This is a genomic window from Deltaproteobacteria bacterium, assembly GCA_005879535.1.
In the GTDB taxonomy this organism is placed as follows: Bacteria; Myxococcota; Myxococcia; order Myxococcales; family 40CM-4-68-19; genus 40CM-4-68-19.
Window position 1 is genome coordinate 42907 of record VBKI01000087.1, and the last position, 14890, is coordinate 57796.

The window sequence follows — 14890 nt, forward strand, 5'->3', positions numbered from 1 at the left end:
TCAGTACCAGCAGCCGTACTGCGCGCCCGGCGCGTTCCAGGCGATCGGATGATAGCCCTGGTCGTACGACCACACCGACGTGCCGACGCCGTGGGGAGGGAGGCCGGCGAGCCGATCGGGGCTGATGGACGTTGCTGTCGCGTTCGGATCGTCCCGGACGCCGTGCCAGATGTTGTTGTCGTTGGTGGCGCAGGCGTTCGCCGCCATGCAGTTCGTCACCTGGTCGCCGGCGTTTTCGCAGACGTTGTAGAAGGGGCAGGACACGGACCGCAGCAGGCCTGCCCAGAATCCGACTCCCGAATTGCACGCGTTCTGGACGGCGTTGAAGAGCGCGTTCGCGGCGTTGGCGATCCGCACGTGATCGTAGGTATAGGCGGACACGTGGACTGAAGCGCCCTGCAGATGCGCCCAGGAGAGGAAGGTCGAACAGACCATTCCGTTGTTCGCCGAATTGCTCGAGAGCTCGTTCGTCTGCTCGATGTTCCGGTACTGGTAGAGCGAGTAGCTGATCGGGGACCCGTTCCGCAGCTTGCGCGGCAGCCAGACCACTCCGTCGGACTGGGATTGCGCCGCGATCTCCGGCGCCGTGGAGATCCAGTTCGCGACCGCGGCAGTCGTCCCGGCATCGCCCCACTGGTACACGGGAGTGATCTCCTCACCCTGCAGATCCGCATACGCGCCGCCGAGGTTGATCTGCTCCACGCCCGGGTATCCGTACTGGAGCTGGTTTGCATCGAGCGGCCGCGAGCAGACCGTCGGCCAGCTGCTCTGCGCCGGCGTCTTCATCTCCGCGTGGACGATGCCGCTGGTCCCGAGCGAGAGCATGCTGTGCGTGTAGTACTCGCCGATGGCGACGATCACCGGCCGGATCGGCCCGCCGTTGCTGCGGCTCAGCACCACCGAGCCGTAGGGCGCATTCCAGACGGCGGGCACGTAGCCGCAACCTCCGCTGAACGAGGCTCGCTGGCCGGGGAAGGCGAACGCTCCCGAGTTGGCGAGCAGCGGGTTTGTTCCCCCTACCGGGGAGAGCCCGTGCACGTAGATCTTCTGGCCTCCGAGCCACATCATCTCGGCCGGCCCGAAAGGCACTGGAATGGAGTAGCGATATGCTCCGGAGGTGACTCCGCAGGCGTTCAGCACGGCTTGCTCGCTCTCGAGATTCGCATTGGAGGCGATGAGGAACGAGCCGATCCCCGCGGATCCGCCGACGTAGACGTGCACGCCCACCGATTGGGCGATGCCCCGCGCGCACGACCAGCCGGTGAGCACCACCTGGTTGCCGTCCCACCGCGCGCCGTCGATGAAACCGCGGATCACGTTGTCGGGATAGCTGAACATCCCGGGGTTGCCGATCACGACGGTCAGCCACGGCCAGAAGTTCGACGTCGCCTTGACCTGGATCACCTGACCGACGACGGATTCTTCCTTGATCGCGGGGACCGGGATGTTGAACCGGAGGTTCGTCGCGCCCGGCGCGCGGCAGGCGTTGGCCACCGCAGGCTCGCTCCACGCATTTGCCATCGTCGATGCCAGCACCTGCCCCGAGCGGGGGTCCGTCGCCGCGACCCAGACGGATCGCGCAGAGCCGGGATCGCACGCCCAGCCGACGACGACGAATTGCCCGTTCGACCAATATCCGCCGTCGACCCAGCCCATCGGCACCGCGTGTCCGGCGCGTGCGTAGAGCATGGCAGCGGCGAGACTTCCGAGGGCAATTCCTCGCGCCAGCACCGAGCGGACTCGCATGACCCCTCCGCCCCCCCGTGGTCGTCAGGCGAATCGAGGCTGATCTTCGGGCGGATCGGAGTCAACGGCGCGCGGCGCGCGAGGTTCAATCCTCGGCTTCGTCGTCGGACGCCGCGATGGCCGACTCGAACTTGAACTCCGTCAATCCCAGCGTGATCACGTCGCCGTTGCGGAGGAAACGGCGGGGCGTCTTCTTGCCGTTCACCAGGACGCCGTTCTTCGAATTCAGATCGACGATCTCGAACTTGTTCCCGTCGATGGAGACGCCGGCGTGCTTGGCCGAGACGGCGCCGTCGAGGATGCGGATGCTGTTCTCCGGGCCGCTGCCGAGGGAGACGATCTTCCCGACCAGCGGCCAGGTCTTCCCCTTGGGTCCCGCTCCCTTCTGCATGATCAGGCGCGCCTTGGCGGACTTGAGGCAGAAGAGGCAGACCTCCCACTCCGGCATCTGCGCGCGCTTGCAGACCGGGCAGAACCGCGTCGGCGGCGGCTTCGGCCGCGTGAAGAGGTAGATCGCGAGCCCGCCGATCACGACGAGCAGGATCACCGCGGTGATGATCCCGATCTTCAGCCAGTCGACGAAGTCCGGGGTCCGCACCAGGATGGAGGACTTGAGGGAGGTGCTGCTCCCCTCGTTCTCCATCGCGATCTCGATCTTGTGGTCCTTGCCATCGTGATCGAGGCGCGTCTTCCACTGGATGACGTACATCTTGTTGATGTAGTCCTTGATCACCGTCAGGGACTTGTTGACGTCATCGACGTTGGGCGCCGGCCGGTAGGTCCCTCCCGTGCGGCGGGCAATCATGTCCAGATTGGCCAGCGATTCCTGATCCAGCTCGGAATGGGCAACGGCATGGACGGGGATCCGCCGCTTGCCGGCGTCGCTGATCACTTTCTCCACGTCGGTGGCGCTGCCGTTGTCGCGGCCGTCCGAGATGACGATGATCGCCTTCGCCGCCGGCAGCAGCGTCTGGGCGCCGCCCTTGCCGGGCGAGGCGGCCGCCGCGTAGAGCTGGATGGCCTGCGCCAGGCCGTCGTAGAGGAGGAAGGAGCGGCCGGTGAAGGTGATCTTCGCCGCTTTGCCCGCCACCTCTCCCTTCTCTTCGGAGAACGGCGCGACGATCTCGGCGGCCTCCCCGTAGTCGACCACCGCGACCTGATCCTTTTCGCCCAGGCCGTTGACGAACGCGGCCACCGCCTTCTTGATGTCGTCCTGGATGCCCAGCATCGCCCCGGAGGCCTGGATGACGATGACGATGGAAGCGCCGGTCTGCGCCGCTTCCAGCGACTCGACGCGCTCCACCTTCGAGCTGTCGCTGTTGCCGCTCTCGTAGACGCGGAAGAGGTCCTGCGAGAGACCCTGGATGGGCGAACCCGACGCGCCGATCACGTTTACGTAGGCCCGGACATGCGGCCACCGGTTCTGGGTCGCCTGGACCTGTTGAATGGAGAGCTGCGCGCCGGCGCCCAGCGCGGCCACGGGCGCAAGGAGCGCCGCGAAGCTTGTCCACAGATGCGTCTTCACGTCGATCCTTACTCGCGCTTCTCGCGCAGTGCGCGACACTTGAACTCGAACTCGATGTCTCCGAGCTTGATGATGTCGTTGTCGATCAGGTCGTGCTTCTGCACCTTCTCGTCGTTGACGAAGGTGCCGTTCGAGCTGTCGAGATCGGCGATCTGGAATTCTCCGCCCTCGTACCGGATGGTGGCGTGCTTGCGGGAGATCTTCTTGTCGGTGAGCACGATGTCGCAGTCGGCCGCCGTCCCCAGCACGTTCTTTCCCACCCGCAGGCGGAAGTCCTCGCCCTTGTGCTGGCCGTTGAGCGCGACGATCCAGCCGCACACCTCGCGGCTCTTGTCCTGGGATCCCCGGCCCTTCTCGCCGCCGATCTCCTGGATGTTGAGCATGGCCGTGCCCTGGCCGGCGGACGGCATCGGGATGGCGGAGACGCCGCCGCCAGCCGCCATCATCGCCTGTTGCATCTCCAGGCAATACGGGCAGGTGTCCCAGCTCGGGTGCATCACGTGGCCGTTCGGGCAGATCTTGCCCTGCTGCTTGTCCTTCTTCAGGAACGGCAGGATGCGATCGACGATGGCGAGAAACGACACGAAGGGTCTCCCTTACGCGGGTTGGTAGAACCAGAGCTGGAACATGTTGATGTCGCGCTCGGCGGAGACCGCCTTCGCGGACATCTCCAGCGAGTCGTTGGTGACGAACGTCCCCGGCACCAGGAAGTAGTGGTTGCGCCAGCGGTGCTTGCGGTCGGCCTCGGTCACCTTCCACTGGCCCACCTTCTTGCCGTCGATGCTGATGTCGCAGATCTGCTCGCCGAGGATGGCGTCGAAACGCTTGATGACGATCAGGTCCTTGCCGGGCTTGAGGTTCTGCACCTGCCACTTCGCCTCGCCGCCGATGTAGGCGACGCCGGAATCGGAGACCGTCTCCTTGTCCGGATAGGTGAAGGTCTGGCGGCTCTTCCACATGTCCTTCTGCCCTTCGATGCGGAACTTGTGCGCCTTCTCCGACTCGTCGTTGACGAGCTGGAGGTGATCGACGCGCACGAAGTTGGAGCCGTCGATGTTGAGCTCCTCGGGAAAGTCCTTCGAGCGGATGACCACGTCCTTCCAGGTGATCTGCTCCCCCTTTGCTTCCTTCCTGGCCGAAGGCTGCAGCTTCTCCTTCACCACCGGCGTCAGCGTCTGGTTGGACGCGCTGAGGAAACGCGCGATCCCCATGCAGCCGTCGGCGTCCCGCGGACGGTCGCGCACGACCTTGGTCAGAGCCTCCAGCGACTTCTTGTATTCGGCGAATCCCTTGCGGGCGGCGATCTGCGGGAAGTCCTTTTCGATCGCATCGACCATCTCCCGCTCCAGCTCCACTACGCCGGTGAGCACGTCGGCGAGATTGAACGGCCCGACCGCGTTGGCGCTGTTCAGCATCTCGGCGGCGAGGACGGCGTTGCGCACGTGGTTCGCGGCGGGAACACCCATTCTGCAGAGAAGCTGGCTGAGCGCCGCCTTCTCCGACAGTCCATTCGCAACCTCGACGCGAAGCTGGGGGGAGGCGTGGCTGCCGGCCGTTCCCGCCACGGGCACGAAGCGAAGGTCGATTTCGCCCGGACCCGGCACCCGCGGGTCGAGGGCGTCGCGGATCTCGCGGACGCCTTCCTCGAGGCGGACGCGGCCGAGCTCGATCGACTCGACGCCGTCGGGCTCGCGGGCCATCACCTCGATCTTCACCTTCTCCTCGATCCGGCGGTGACCCTTGAAGCGCGGATTTTCCTTGTAGGCGATGAAGTCGGTGGGCTCCTCGAAGTACTTCATCGCCACGTAGACGGTCTGCGGCAGCTTCAGCTTGTCGGCCTCGATGACCTTCACGGCCGGATCGCGCAGCACGAGCTCGTTGCCCCGGCCGTCGATGCCGTAGCCGGGAGCGACCTCGAACGACAGGTCGCCGCGGCCGCGCGCCTGGACCCTCAGGCCGCCGCTTTCCACTGGAACGACGCCTGGTGTGTGCAGCACGCGGTTGTGCAGGCGCCTTTTTTCCACATGATAGGCTTCCGCCGCGTTCCAGTCTTCGTCGGTGGTGAAGAAGCCCTCGAAGAAGTTGATCCGCTTGAAGTTGGCCTGCTCCGCCATTGCATCCTCCGAACGTGCCGCCCTTCCAGAAAACGTCCGAAGGGCAGGTGATGTCAAACCGCCGCGATCTCAAGACCTGCACAGCCTCAAACAATAGTCGCCAAGCCGCCTTCGGCGCCCGCGACTAGCGGCCCAGCCCGAGCCGTTGAATCTCCTCGTCCTGCGTCGCCGGAACGTCCTCGAGCCCGCCGATCCGCGCATCGACGCCGATGCGTCCCGTCTTGCCGACGTGGAGGAACGGGACGCGCTCGTAGACCGGCTCCGTGCGCTCGAACACGAGAGCGTAATGGGCGTGGGCGGGTTTCTCCGTCTCCACCAGCGCCTGGACGGTGCGCAGCCGTTCGCGGGAGATCTCTTCCTTGCGGTCGGGCAGCTCCACCGTGAAGCATTGGCTGACGAAGACCGGCGGGGAAAGAACGGTGTCCTTGCCGATGGTGCTCGACCGACCGATGACCAGACCCGGATAAGGCCATTCGCCCTCGTGGACCTCCGCGTTCACGTCGGCGAACAGCCGGAGGGCCAGCCTGAGGCCCTCGGCGGTGCCGCGCTTGCGGTACAGCTCCGGGGTCCGCTGGATGATCTCGCGGCGCTTCTCCTCGCTCCATCCTTCGAGGAGCGGCATCGCCAGCCAGGACGCGAGCCAGGGCAGCCATCTGGCGTTGGTGATGCGCGGATCGAACAGCTCGTGGACGAACTCCAGGCTCTCCTCGACGCCGCAAGTCAGGTGCGCGGAGATGAGCAGGAAGCGCTGGAGGAAGTCGGCGTTCTCCTCGTCGGCATCCTGGTAGATGCCCGGGAGGTAATTGATCCATGGACGGGTGGCGATCTCCACCTTGATCACCCGCGACTCCGCCAGGGCGTCTCCCGCCTCCGGGTACTGACGGACGACGCTGAACATCCGCTCCTCGGAGTCGACGAGCTTGAACTCCACGCTGGCCTGCGCGTGCCGGCGGGCCACGCGGCGCGCCTGACCGAGGGGCAGCCCGAGGAGCTCCGGGGCGATGGCGGGCGTATCGACGGTTTGGTCGGCCATGGCCATCTACCCGCGGTCGTAGATCTCGACGCCGATCAACTGCGGCAGCTCGTCGTCGGAGAGCTTGAGCATCTCGACGCGGAGCCGGCGGCTCTCGTCGATGATCACGAGATCGGTGATGCGGTCCACTCCGTCGACGCCCTCGACCACCGGATACAGGTCTGCCTTTCCCACGGCGCGGCCGAAGGGCCATCCCTCGGCCTTCGAGCCGCCGTGGAGCGGATTGAGCAGCCGCTTCACCTTGTCCTTCACGTCGGCCTTCACCCGGTCTGCAGTGGCCCCTGCTTTGAGCGAGATGGTCAGCTCCAGCGAGACCGGCACCAGCTTGGGCTTGCCGACGTTGACGCGCGCGGTGATCAACCGGCGCTTGTCGATGTAGCTCGCCACCCGGTCGATCAGATCGCGCGAAGGCACCGCGCGGGCGTCGCCGTTCTCCCGCTCCGCCTTGGGAACCAGCAAGAGCGAGATGCTGCCGTCGGAGCCCTGAACGCACTTCGCCCGCGCGACGCGGCGGGAAGCCGCCAGCGCGAGCGACTCGTAGTCCTCGGAGGTGATGGCGCGGTCGCGATTCTTGATCGCGTAGGTGCCGCGGCGCTTCGCCTCATCGAGCGTCTCGGCGTCAGCGCCGCCCTGCGCCGGGAAAGGATTGTTGACCCCCTGCACGAAGGCGACGCTCTGCTTCAGCACCGTCAGCGTGTTGGCGCCGACGTTGCCGGCGACGCCGCCGCCGACCCGGTATTCGCACTTGATCGAATCGCGGGCGGTCGGCGGCACCCAGCCCTTTCTGCCGTCGCCGAAGGTGACCTCGCCCTTGATCGGGTCGCAGAGGTAGTGACGCGAGGTCGGCTGGCTGTCGAAGAAGTTCTCGACCTCGTGCCAGCGGACCCAGGTGCCGCCGCCGTCGTCGTCCGCCTGGAGGGCGTCGGGGCCTTCCTCCTGCAGGATCGCCTTGCGGTCGGCAGGCGTCGGCGCATCCGGCTCCAGGACCCAGAGCCGCGGGCCGGCCAGGATCGGGGCGTTGGCCGTCTTCAAGCTCTGATCGATGGACCCGTCGGAGGAGCCGAGGACCTCGACGACGGTGACGCCGTTGAGCGCATCCACGGCGTTGACGAGCACGGCGCGCAAGAGCGGCGGCAGATCGTAGCTGCCGCTCTCCAGCCGGGCGCGGAGCCAATGCGCCTCGGTATCGAAGACGCTGCGCTTCTCGAAGTTCCGCGCAGCGGCGAACGTCAGATAGCCCGAGCGCGTGAATCCGTATGTACGGTCCTCCGGCAAGAGGTCCGCCCAGCGGCCGCCGTCCCAGTACTCCCAGACGACGCGCGGCCCCTTCTGCGCGAGGTCCTCTTCCGCTGCTCCCGGAGCGGGACCGCCGAGCTGCTGGCCGCCGCCGCCCGTGGCCGTGTCGTCGAGCTCGAAATAGAGGTGGATCGTCCGCTGGGGGAGCTGGGCGTCGAATCCCAGGTAGAAGGCCGGCGACTCGTCCTGATCGGGCAGGAACGGCTGGAAGAACACGTAGGCGGTGTTCAGATCGTCGGTATGATCGCGATACTGGAAGTCGTTGTAGCTCATGCAGCGCGCGATCGGCTTCGGCTCGCGAACGTACTTGAACACCAGCGACTTGAGACACGGCGGCCGCAGCGGGCGATCCTCCTTGAACACCCAGTTCTGGCCGACCAGCTCGTACGATCCGGGAGCGCCATAGTTGCCGGCGTTGATGCGGGCGCGGATCCAGAAGTTCTTCTGCCCGCCCACCTCGATCTCCACCATGTCGAAGGGACGATCGAAGCTGATCGCGCCGTTGCGGGTGAAAGCGCCGCTCGAGTCGAGGAAATTGAACTGACCCTGCACCCCCGACACACCCATGGGGGAGGTGCGGCCCAGCTCGGCCCACTTGCGGCCGTTCCAGTACTCGAAGTTGACCACCAGGTCGGGGCTGCCTTCCGGCGTGGGTACGACGGAGGGCTCGACGAGCTGCGCCTCCATGCGGATGCGCGCCTCGGGCGCGGAGAACAGCTCCTTGTGGCCGAGGTAGAGCGCGCAGTCGAACTTCGGTTCCTCGCCGAACGGGTGGAAGCTCTTTCCCTGATCGACGGGCAGGAAGATGTAGTTGCCGATGTTGACGAAGGCGTTTTCGGGCGCCATCCCCTCGCCGAGGATCTCCACCCGCAGCGACACGCTGTCGAGCTGGACCGCGGCGGCGTCCTTGAGAGGTTCGGCGAGCTTGCCGCGCACCCAGTAGGTCTCGACGTCGTTGACGATCTGCTTCTCGATCCCGGGATGGCTGCCGAAGCTCAGACGGCGGGAGTCGCTCTCGGCGCGGTTGACGGTCATGTCGCGCCAGCGCTTGCCGTCGAAGTACTGCCATTCGGTGATGGTGGGGATTCGAGGCCCGGACGAACCCGGCATCGCCTCGAAGAACAGGTCGACGGCGGCCTCTTCGTTGAACGCGCTCAGGCGGTCGTCGCCCAGATAGAGGAAGCGCTCCACCTCCAGCACGCCGGCGAAGAGCGGCTCGCGCGCCTCCCCCGAGGCGAGCGCTTCCGTATGATCCGCCACCGTTGCCCGATGGCTGCTCGCCGCGCGCACCACGTGCACCGGCAGCAAAGTGATGTCCCGCAACGTCTCGAACGTGACCGGTTCAGCTCCCGCGGCCTGCAGCGTCGCGACCTGGGTCCCCTTCTTCACCACCAGCTCGCCGTCCGCGCCCTCGCTGGGCGTGAGCTCGAGCACCACCCGGGCGGGCTCGGGCGGCTTGAGGCGGACGCCGATCAGATCGAGGAAGGTGAGGAAGTTCTTCTCCGGCACCTTGTTGAGCCGGTAGAGGACCATCTCCGTCATCCAGGCATACAACTCCAGCAGGGTGACGCCGGGATCCGACGAGTTGTGGTTCGTCCACTCCGGGCAGTAGCGCGGGATCAGGCGCACCGCCTCGTCCACGATCTGCTTCCACGAGCGGTCGTCGAGGTTCGGAACCGGCAGGGACATGGATGAAGCTCCGAAGAAGCGTGACTCAGCTGCCCGTCAGGTAGAACGGGAAGACCAGGTTGTGGATGCTGTTGGTGGCGCGGATCTCGTAGCGCACGTCGACGAGGATCCGTTCCGCGCTGTCGGGGTCGGGGAGCGCCTCGACCTGGATGTTGCGGATGCGGAACTCGTGCTTGGCGAGCGCCTCCTCCACGTGATGGCCGACCAGCGTCTGCGTCGCGGTGTTGTTGGGCGCGAAGACGAAGTCGTGGATGCGGCAGCCCCATTCGGGCCGCATCTGCCGTTCGCCGAGGGCGGTGCCGATGATGATCCGCACCGACTCCTCGATGTTGGCCTCATACCGGCTGAGCTGGATGGCGCCGCTCGGGCCCACCGAGACGGGGAACTTGAAGCCGACGCCGAGGAAGTTGCTCATAGGTTCCCGATGCCAGAGCCCGGCTATGCGGTGGCGATTCCGACCTCCACTACGCGTTTGCAGTTGGGGCAGGCCACGACGGTGCGGCCTTGCCGTTCCTCGACCTGGAGGCCGTCGCGGCTGTTGCACTCGGGGCACAGAAGCCCGGTGGTCCGGCCGGCATTGACCGCCTCGATGATCTCGTACCAGACCGATTCGAGTGCGGCCAGGCGATCTTCGGCCTGCTCGTCCATGTCCCTGAAAGCCCCCTCTTCGACGCACCGGAGCATCTCAGCTTGACGCTGAAGGGTGAGGAAACATGCTCTCGGGAGGCCGACCCATACCTCGCCCGGAGGGGTCCGATCAACCCCCTGCCCGGCCGCTGCTGGACGCAGGAAAGGCTTTGCGGCTGCGCTTTGGCCCGTACTATCGCGGCGAAGGCGCCGACTGCGACTCGGGAATTTCCACCCGGCGCGCCCGGCGGGCAGCCGGCGTCGCAGAGTCGTCGGCGAAGAAAAGGAACAAGAGGCCGACGATGAGCGCGACTGCCGCCAAGGTGCCGACGCCGAGCGCGATCCACATTCCCCGGCTGCTGCGCGCCTGAAGAAGCTCGGCGTGCTTGTCATTGCGGGTGCGCGTGCGGACGATGGCCTTCTTCGCCTCATCGAGCTTGGCCTGGGCTCGTCGCTGCGCCTCCTCCGACTCCTCCGCCGTCATGATGTTCGTCGACGCCTGCTTTCCGGAAGCCGGCGCGCGTCTGGCGGGCGCCCGCGCGGGAGCGCCGCCGGGAAGCTGCGTCCGGCCACCGGCGTCGACCGGGGTCAGCTCTTCGGTCCTCTCCGCGTCGGGATCTACCGCCCGGGAAGCCAGCCGGCGTGGCGGAGGCGGCAGAGCCTGACCGGGCTTCAGCACCGCGGTGCCGCCGGGAAGGTCGTCTGCCGCCGGAGGTCTGGCGCCACCCGTGTCGACGAGCGTATCGCCGGCTCCATCGGGACGCACCGGTGGGCGGCCAGTCTTCGCCGCCGCCCCCGGTTTGGAAGGCGGCGTCTTGGCGCGGGCTCCCGCCCCGGGCAGGAGCTGCGTGCCACCGCCTTCGGCGGACAGGTCGGGCACCGTTACCACCGAGGCGGAAGGCGGCGTCGCCCGCGGAGGCGTCCGCCTCGGGCCGCCGGCCCCGAGCCGCGCCCGGTCGCTGTCGAAGAGGAGCTTCTGCTCCTCCTCGAGTTGGGCGCGAAAGAGGCGGCTGATGAAGGGTCCCAGCCGTTCCGCGGGCCGCGGCAGCACGATTCGGCGCAGATCATCCTGCATCTCACCCGCGTCGGAATAGCGGCGGTCCCGATCCTTGGCGAGCGCCTTGGCGATGATCGGGTCGAAGGGGGCGTAGCTCGGGTCGTACTCGCTGGGAGGCGGCGGCTCGTAGCGCTGGATGGCCTCCAGCGTGAGGACGATGTTGTTCTTGTGGAAGGGATTGATGCCCGTCAGCATCTCGTAGAGCGAGATCCCGATGGCGAAGAGATCGGAGCGCTTGTCGAGCTTCTTCGCCAGCGACTGCTCCGGGCTCATGTAGACGAACTTGCCCTTGATCATTCCCGCTTCGGTTTTCACCGTGCTGAGCTCCGACTTGGCGATGCCGAAGTCGATGATCTTCAGGTCTCCGCCGTAGGAGATGAGGACGTTCTGCGGGTTCAGGTCGCGGTGGACCAGGTTCAGCGAGCGCCCCGCCATGTCGGTCAGGTTGTGCGCGTAGGAAGCGCCGTCACAGATCTGCTCGGCGAGGGTGCGGCACAGCTCGGCGGGAATCTTCTCCCTCCGCCGCACCGTGGTGTCGATCAGGTCGCGCAGCGATTTCCCCTGCACGTATTCCATGGCGATGAAATACGAGCTGTCCTGCTCGCCCAGCTCGAAGACCTGGACGATGTTGCGGTGGTTCATCTGCGCAGCCAGCCGCGCCTCGCCCAGGAATGCCTCGACGAATTCCTTGCTCTCGGTGAGATGGGAGAGAATCTTCTTCACCACCAGCATCTTCTGGAAACCGGCAGGACCCTGCTGCTTGGCGAGATACACCTCGCCCATTCCGCCGGCGGCGAGCTTTTTCAGCAGGAAATACTTGCCGAAGTAGGTTCCGACGTCGCTCGATGCGGCTGCTTCGGGCATGAAGGAAATCCGGGTTCCTGGAAGAGCGAAGAGGGAAAACGTAGCGTGCGCTCTGAGGACGGGTCAAGGACGCCGCGTTGACGCGACCCGCGAGCGTTGGCTAACGTCGGCGGGTCCTGCGTCTACATTCCGCGCGAAGGAAGCCGTTCCCATGGCATTGCTGCGCATCCTGAACGGGTCCCTGGAAAGCCAGGAGATCGAGCTGAGTCCCGACCCGATGACCATCGGACGGGCCTCGGCTTGCAACATCCGGATTGCCGACGCCGGGGTGTCGTCGAAACACGCGAAGATCTGGTGCGAGGACGGCCAGTATTTCCTGATGGATCTCGGATCGACCAACGGCACCTTCGTCAACGACCGCGACGTCGACCGCGAGCGCCTCAAGGACGGCGACCTCATCACCTTCGGCATGACGCGGGCCTCTTTCGTGGGCGACGTTCCCAAGGTGCGGATCAACCCGGCCCGCCCGCAGCGAGCGGCGGCGGCGCCCGAAGGCATCGTCACCGACGAGCCGCGGCAGGGCGCCTCGCCATTCCGGCCCGAAGTGAAGACTTCGGACGAGGTGGAGATCGCCACCCTTCGCGGCAAGGTCGCGTTCTTCGAGGAGGAGAACCGCAAGCTCAAGGCGCTGGTGAAGCAGGTGCAGGAGCAGGTGGCGCACGAGGCCGCGGCGTCTGCCCGCGCCGACGCGGAAAAGATTCGCAGCCTGCTCAAGCAGCGCGACGAGGAGCTGAAGGGCCTGCGCAAGCAGCTCGACGAGAAGGAGACGTACTACTCGCCGGCCGAGCTGGAGCGGGAGCGCAAGCGGATGGAGGCGGCCATCGAGGCCGACCGGCGCCGGGAGACCGAGACGCTTCTGCGGCAGATCAAGGAGCTGGAACACCGGGTGGCGATCCGCGGGGCCGAGAGCGACACCGTCGCGCGGCAGTTGAAGGAAAAGGACGATCTGATCGGGATGCTCTCCGAGCGCGAGGACGAGCTGCAGAAGGAGATCAAGTCGCGCGAGGAGAAGGCCGCCAAGGCGCACGAGGAAGTGAACGCCGCGAAGGAGCAGCTGAATGCGGCGGCCGGCAAGGAAAAGGAGCTGAACGACAAGCTCAAGCAGAAGAACGTCCAGCTCGCGCAGCTGGGAAAGGAGCGTGGCGAGCTGGTCCAGGAGCTCGCCAAGGCGCGCCAGATCATCGCCAAGGTGGGAGGCGCGGAAGAGGCCGCCGCGGCGGTCGAGGAGCAGCATCGAGCGACCCAGGAGATGCAGGAGAGGATTGCCCAGCTCGAGACCGAGGTGGCCAAGGCGCGCGACGCGGCCAGCGTGATCGGGGGCAAGCTCGACACCAGCGAGGCCATCGCCGCGGACCTGCGCAAGCAGATCGCGGAGGCGGAAACGCAGGTCACCGAGGCGCTCGACGCGCGCATGAAGGTCGAAGGCCAGCTTTCGGAGCTGTTGCGCAAGTCCGGCGACCGCGACCAGCACGAGAAGCAGCTGGCGATGCTCAAGGCGGACCGCGACGCCCGGGCCTCCGAGGCCAGGTCGGCGGCGGAAGCGCGAGACGCCGCCGAGCAGCAGCTGACGAAGATCCGTGGCACCTACGACGACATCGTGCACGAGCGTGACGAGCTGAAGGCAAAGGTGGAATCGCTCGAGTCCGACATGCGGGTGGCGGCGACCGGGAGCCAGGTGCGCGGCGACTGGGAGGCGCGCTACAAGAGCGCCGCCGACGAGCTGGACGACCTGAAGAAGCTGGTCTCGCGGATGCGCGTCGAGCTGCAGCAGGCCAGGGAGTCGGCCGCGCGCGGCGGAGAGGGAGCGGCTACCGTCGACGAGGGCCTGCTCAGGCTCGCGGGCGCCCGCGCCGAGCTGCACGAGACGATGGTCGGTCAGATGCTCGAGGGCGTGAACAACGCGGTCTCGCTGCTGCGGCGCAACTCGGAGCTTCTCAAGGGCTACGTCGAGGACTGCGGTCTGCTCGCGAACGCCGTGCGCAAGATCGACTACACCCGGCTGGAGCGGGAGCAGCAGCAGATGCTGGTCGAGCTCGTGGACCAGACGCAGCCCGACGTGATCGTCAAGAACATGCAGGGCATCTGCGAGGAGAACGCCGAGAGCATCGGCAAGGCGAAGAAGCTGATCCTCGACTACTCGGACGCGTTCAGGAAGGAGGACGCGGCCGTCGAGGTGGAAGCGGCGCTGGCCAAGGCGCAGGGCCTCCTGCATGCGACGGATCCGAATGCGGACGTGCCGGTGAAGATCGAGGCGGTGCTGCCGGCGGTCGATGCGAGCAAGGAGGAGTCGGTCCTGTTCTGCTTCGCGCTGTTGCGGGAAGCGAAGTTCCTGGCGCCGGAGGAAGGCGGCCCCGCCGCCGTCAACGTGAACACGGACGGCCTGACGGTGACGTTCACCGTCAGTCCCGTCGACGCAAAGGCCAAGGAGCGTTACCGCGACCCTCCGGACGCACAGTCGCGCCTGGTCCAGGAATTTGCGCGCAAGCGCTGCGGCGGGAAAATCGAGCTGAAGGAGGAGGAGGGCCGACGCGCCCTGCTCGTCACCCTGAAGGCGAAGATCTGAGCATGAAGCTGAGAGCGGTTGCGCTGGGCTGCCTGATGGCGGCATGCGGAGGCGCGCGCGGGCCGCTGCCTGCGTACTTCACCGCGGTCCAGGCGGGACATCCTTCGTATCCGGACGCGCGCTTCATCACCGGGGTGGGGCTGTCGTCGGCGAGCGCGGCCGACGCCGACACGCGGGCGCGGGAGAACGTTGCGCTGCAGATCAGCACCCGGCTGGAGAGCGAGACCAGCTCGTTCCAGCGATTCACCACCCAGACGGGGACCAGCGAGACGGTGACGAGCCGGGTCTCGGTGCGCACCAGCTTCGACCGAGCCGAGCTGATCCGGGTCGTCGAGCGCGCCGAGCAGGAGGGTGTCTTCTACGCGTATGCGGTGCT

The 14890-nt window shown here is 66.6% G+C and carries 11 protein-coding genes; 2 read left to right on the forward strand and 9 right to left on the reverse strand.

Translation table 11 applies throughout. From position 1 onward, the window contains the following. From E6J58_20545 to E6J58_20585, 9 genes are all read right to left on the reverse strand, one after another. Complete coding sequence (locus tag E6J58_20545; protein ID TMB33544.1) at nucleotides 1-1746, reverse strand: hypothetical protein; 1746 nt, start codon at nucleotides 1744-1746, stop codon at nucleotides 1-3. Between the two features lie 85 nt (nucleotides 1747-1831). Further along, nucleotides 1832-3271, reverse strand: coding sequence for a VWA domain-containing protein (locus E6J58_20550; GenBank protein ID TMB33545.1), 1440 nt, complete (start codon nucleotides 3269-3271; stop codon nucleotides 1832-1834). 8 nt (nucleotides 3272-3279) lie between these two features. Continuing rightward, nucleotides 3280-3855, reverse strand: coding sequence for an FHA domain-containing protein (locus tag E6J58_20555; protein TMB33546.1), 576 nt, complete (start codon nucleotides 3853-3855; stop codon nucleotides 3280-3282). A 12-nt stretch (nucleotides 3856-3867) separates the two neighbouring features. After that, the gene (locus tag E6J58_20560) at nucleotides 3868-5385 is read right to left on the reverse strand and encodes a hypothetical protein (protein ID TMB33547.1); all 1518 of its coding nucleotides are present in this window, start codon (nucleotides 5383-5385) and stop codon (nucleotides 3868-3870) included. A gap of 124 nt (nucleotides 5386-5509) precedes the next feature. Further along, a complete protein-coding gene (locus tag E6J58_20565; GenBank protein ID TMB33548.1) occupies nucleotides 5510-6424 on the reverse strand; it encodes a hypothetical protein in 915 nt (304 codons plus the stop codon). Further along, entirely contained in the window at nucleotides 6425-9403 is a 2979-nt protein-coding gene (locus E6J58_20570) for a putative baseplate assembly protein (protein TMB33549.1), read from the reverse strand. Nucleotides 9404-9428: 25 nt separating this feature from the next. Next, nucleotides 9429-9818 carry a GPW/gp25 family protein gene (locus tag E6J58_20575; protein TMB33550.1) on the reverse strand — a complete coding sequence of 130 codons (390 nt, stop codon included), beginning with the start codon at nucleotides 9816-9818 and terminating at the stop codon, nucleotides 9429-9431. 23 nt (nucleotides 9819-9841) lie between these two features. Then, a complete protein-coding gene (locus E6J58_20580) occupies nucleotides 9842-10051 on the reverse strand; it encodes a hypothetical protein (protein ID TMB33551.1) in 210 nt (69 codons plus the stop codon). Between the two features lie 172 nt (nucleotides 10052-10223). Continuing rightward, nucleotides 10224-11951 (reverse strand): hypothetical protein, encoded by a 1728-nt coding sequence (locus E6J58_20585; GenBank protein ID TMB33552.1) that lies wholly within the window; start codon nucleotides 11949-11951, stop codon nucleotides 10224-10226. On the opposite strand from E6J58_20585, the gene E6J58_20590 reads away from it, so the two are divergent. Continuing rightward, nucleotides 11950-14514, forward strand: a complete 2565-nt coding sequence (locus E6J58_20590) for an FHA domain-containing protein (protein TMB33553.1) — start codon at nucleotides 11950-11952, stop codon at nucleotides 14512-14514. The two genes, E6J58_20585 and E6J58_20590, sit on opposite strands and share 2 nt — an antisense overlap. 2 nt (nucleotides 14515-14516) lie before the next feature. Beyond that, nucleotides 14517-14890 (forward strand): hypothetical protein (locus E6J58_20595; GenBank protein TMB33554.1); only part of this gene is annotated, 374 nt, incomplete at its 3' end.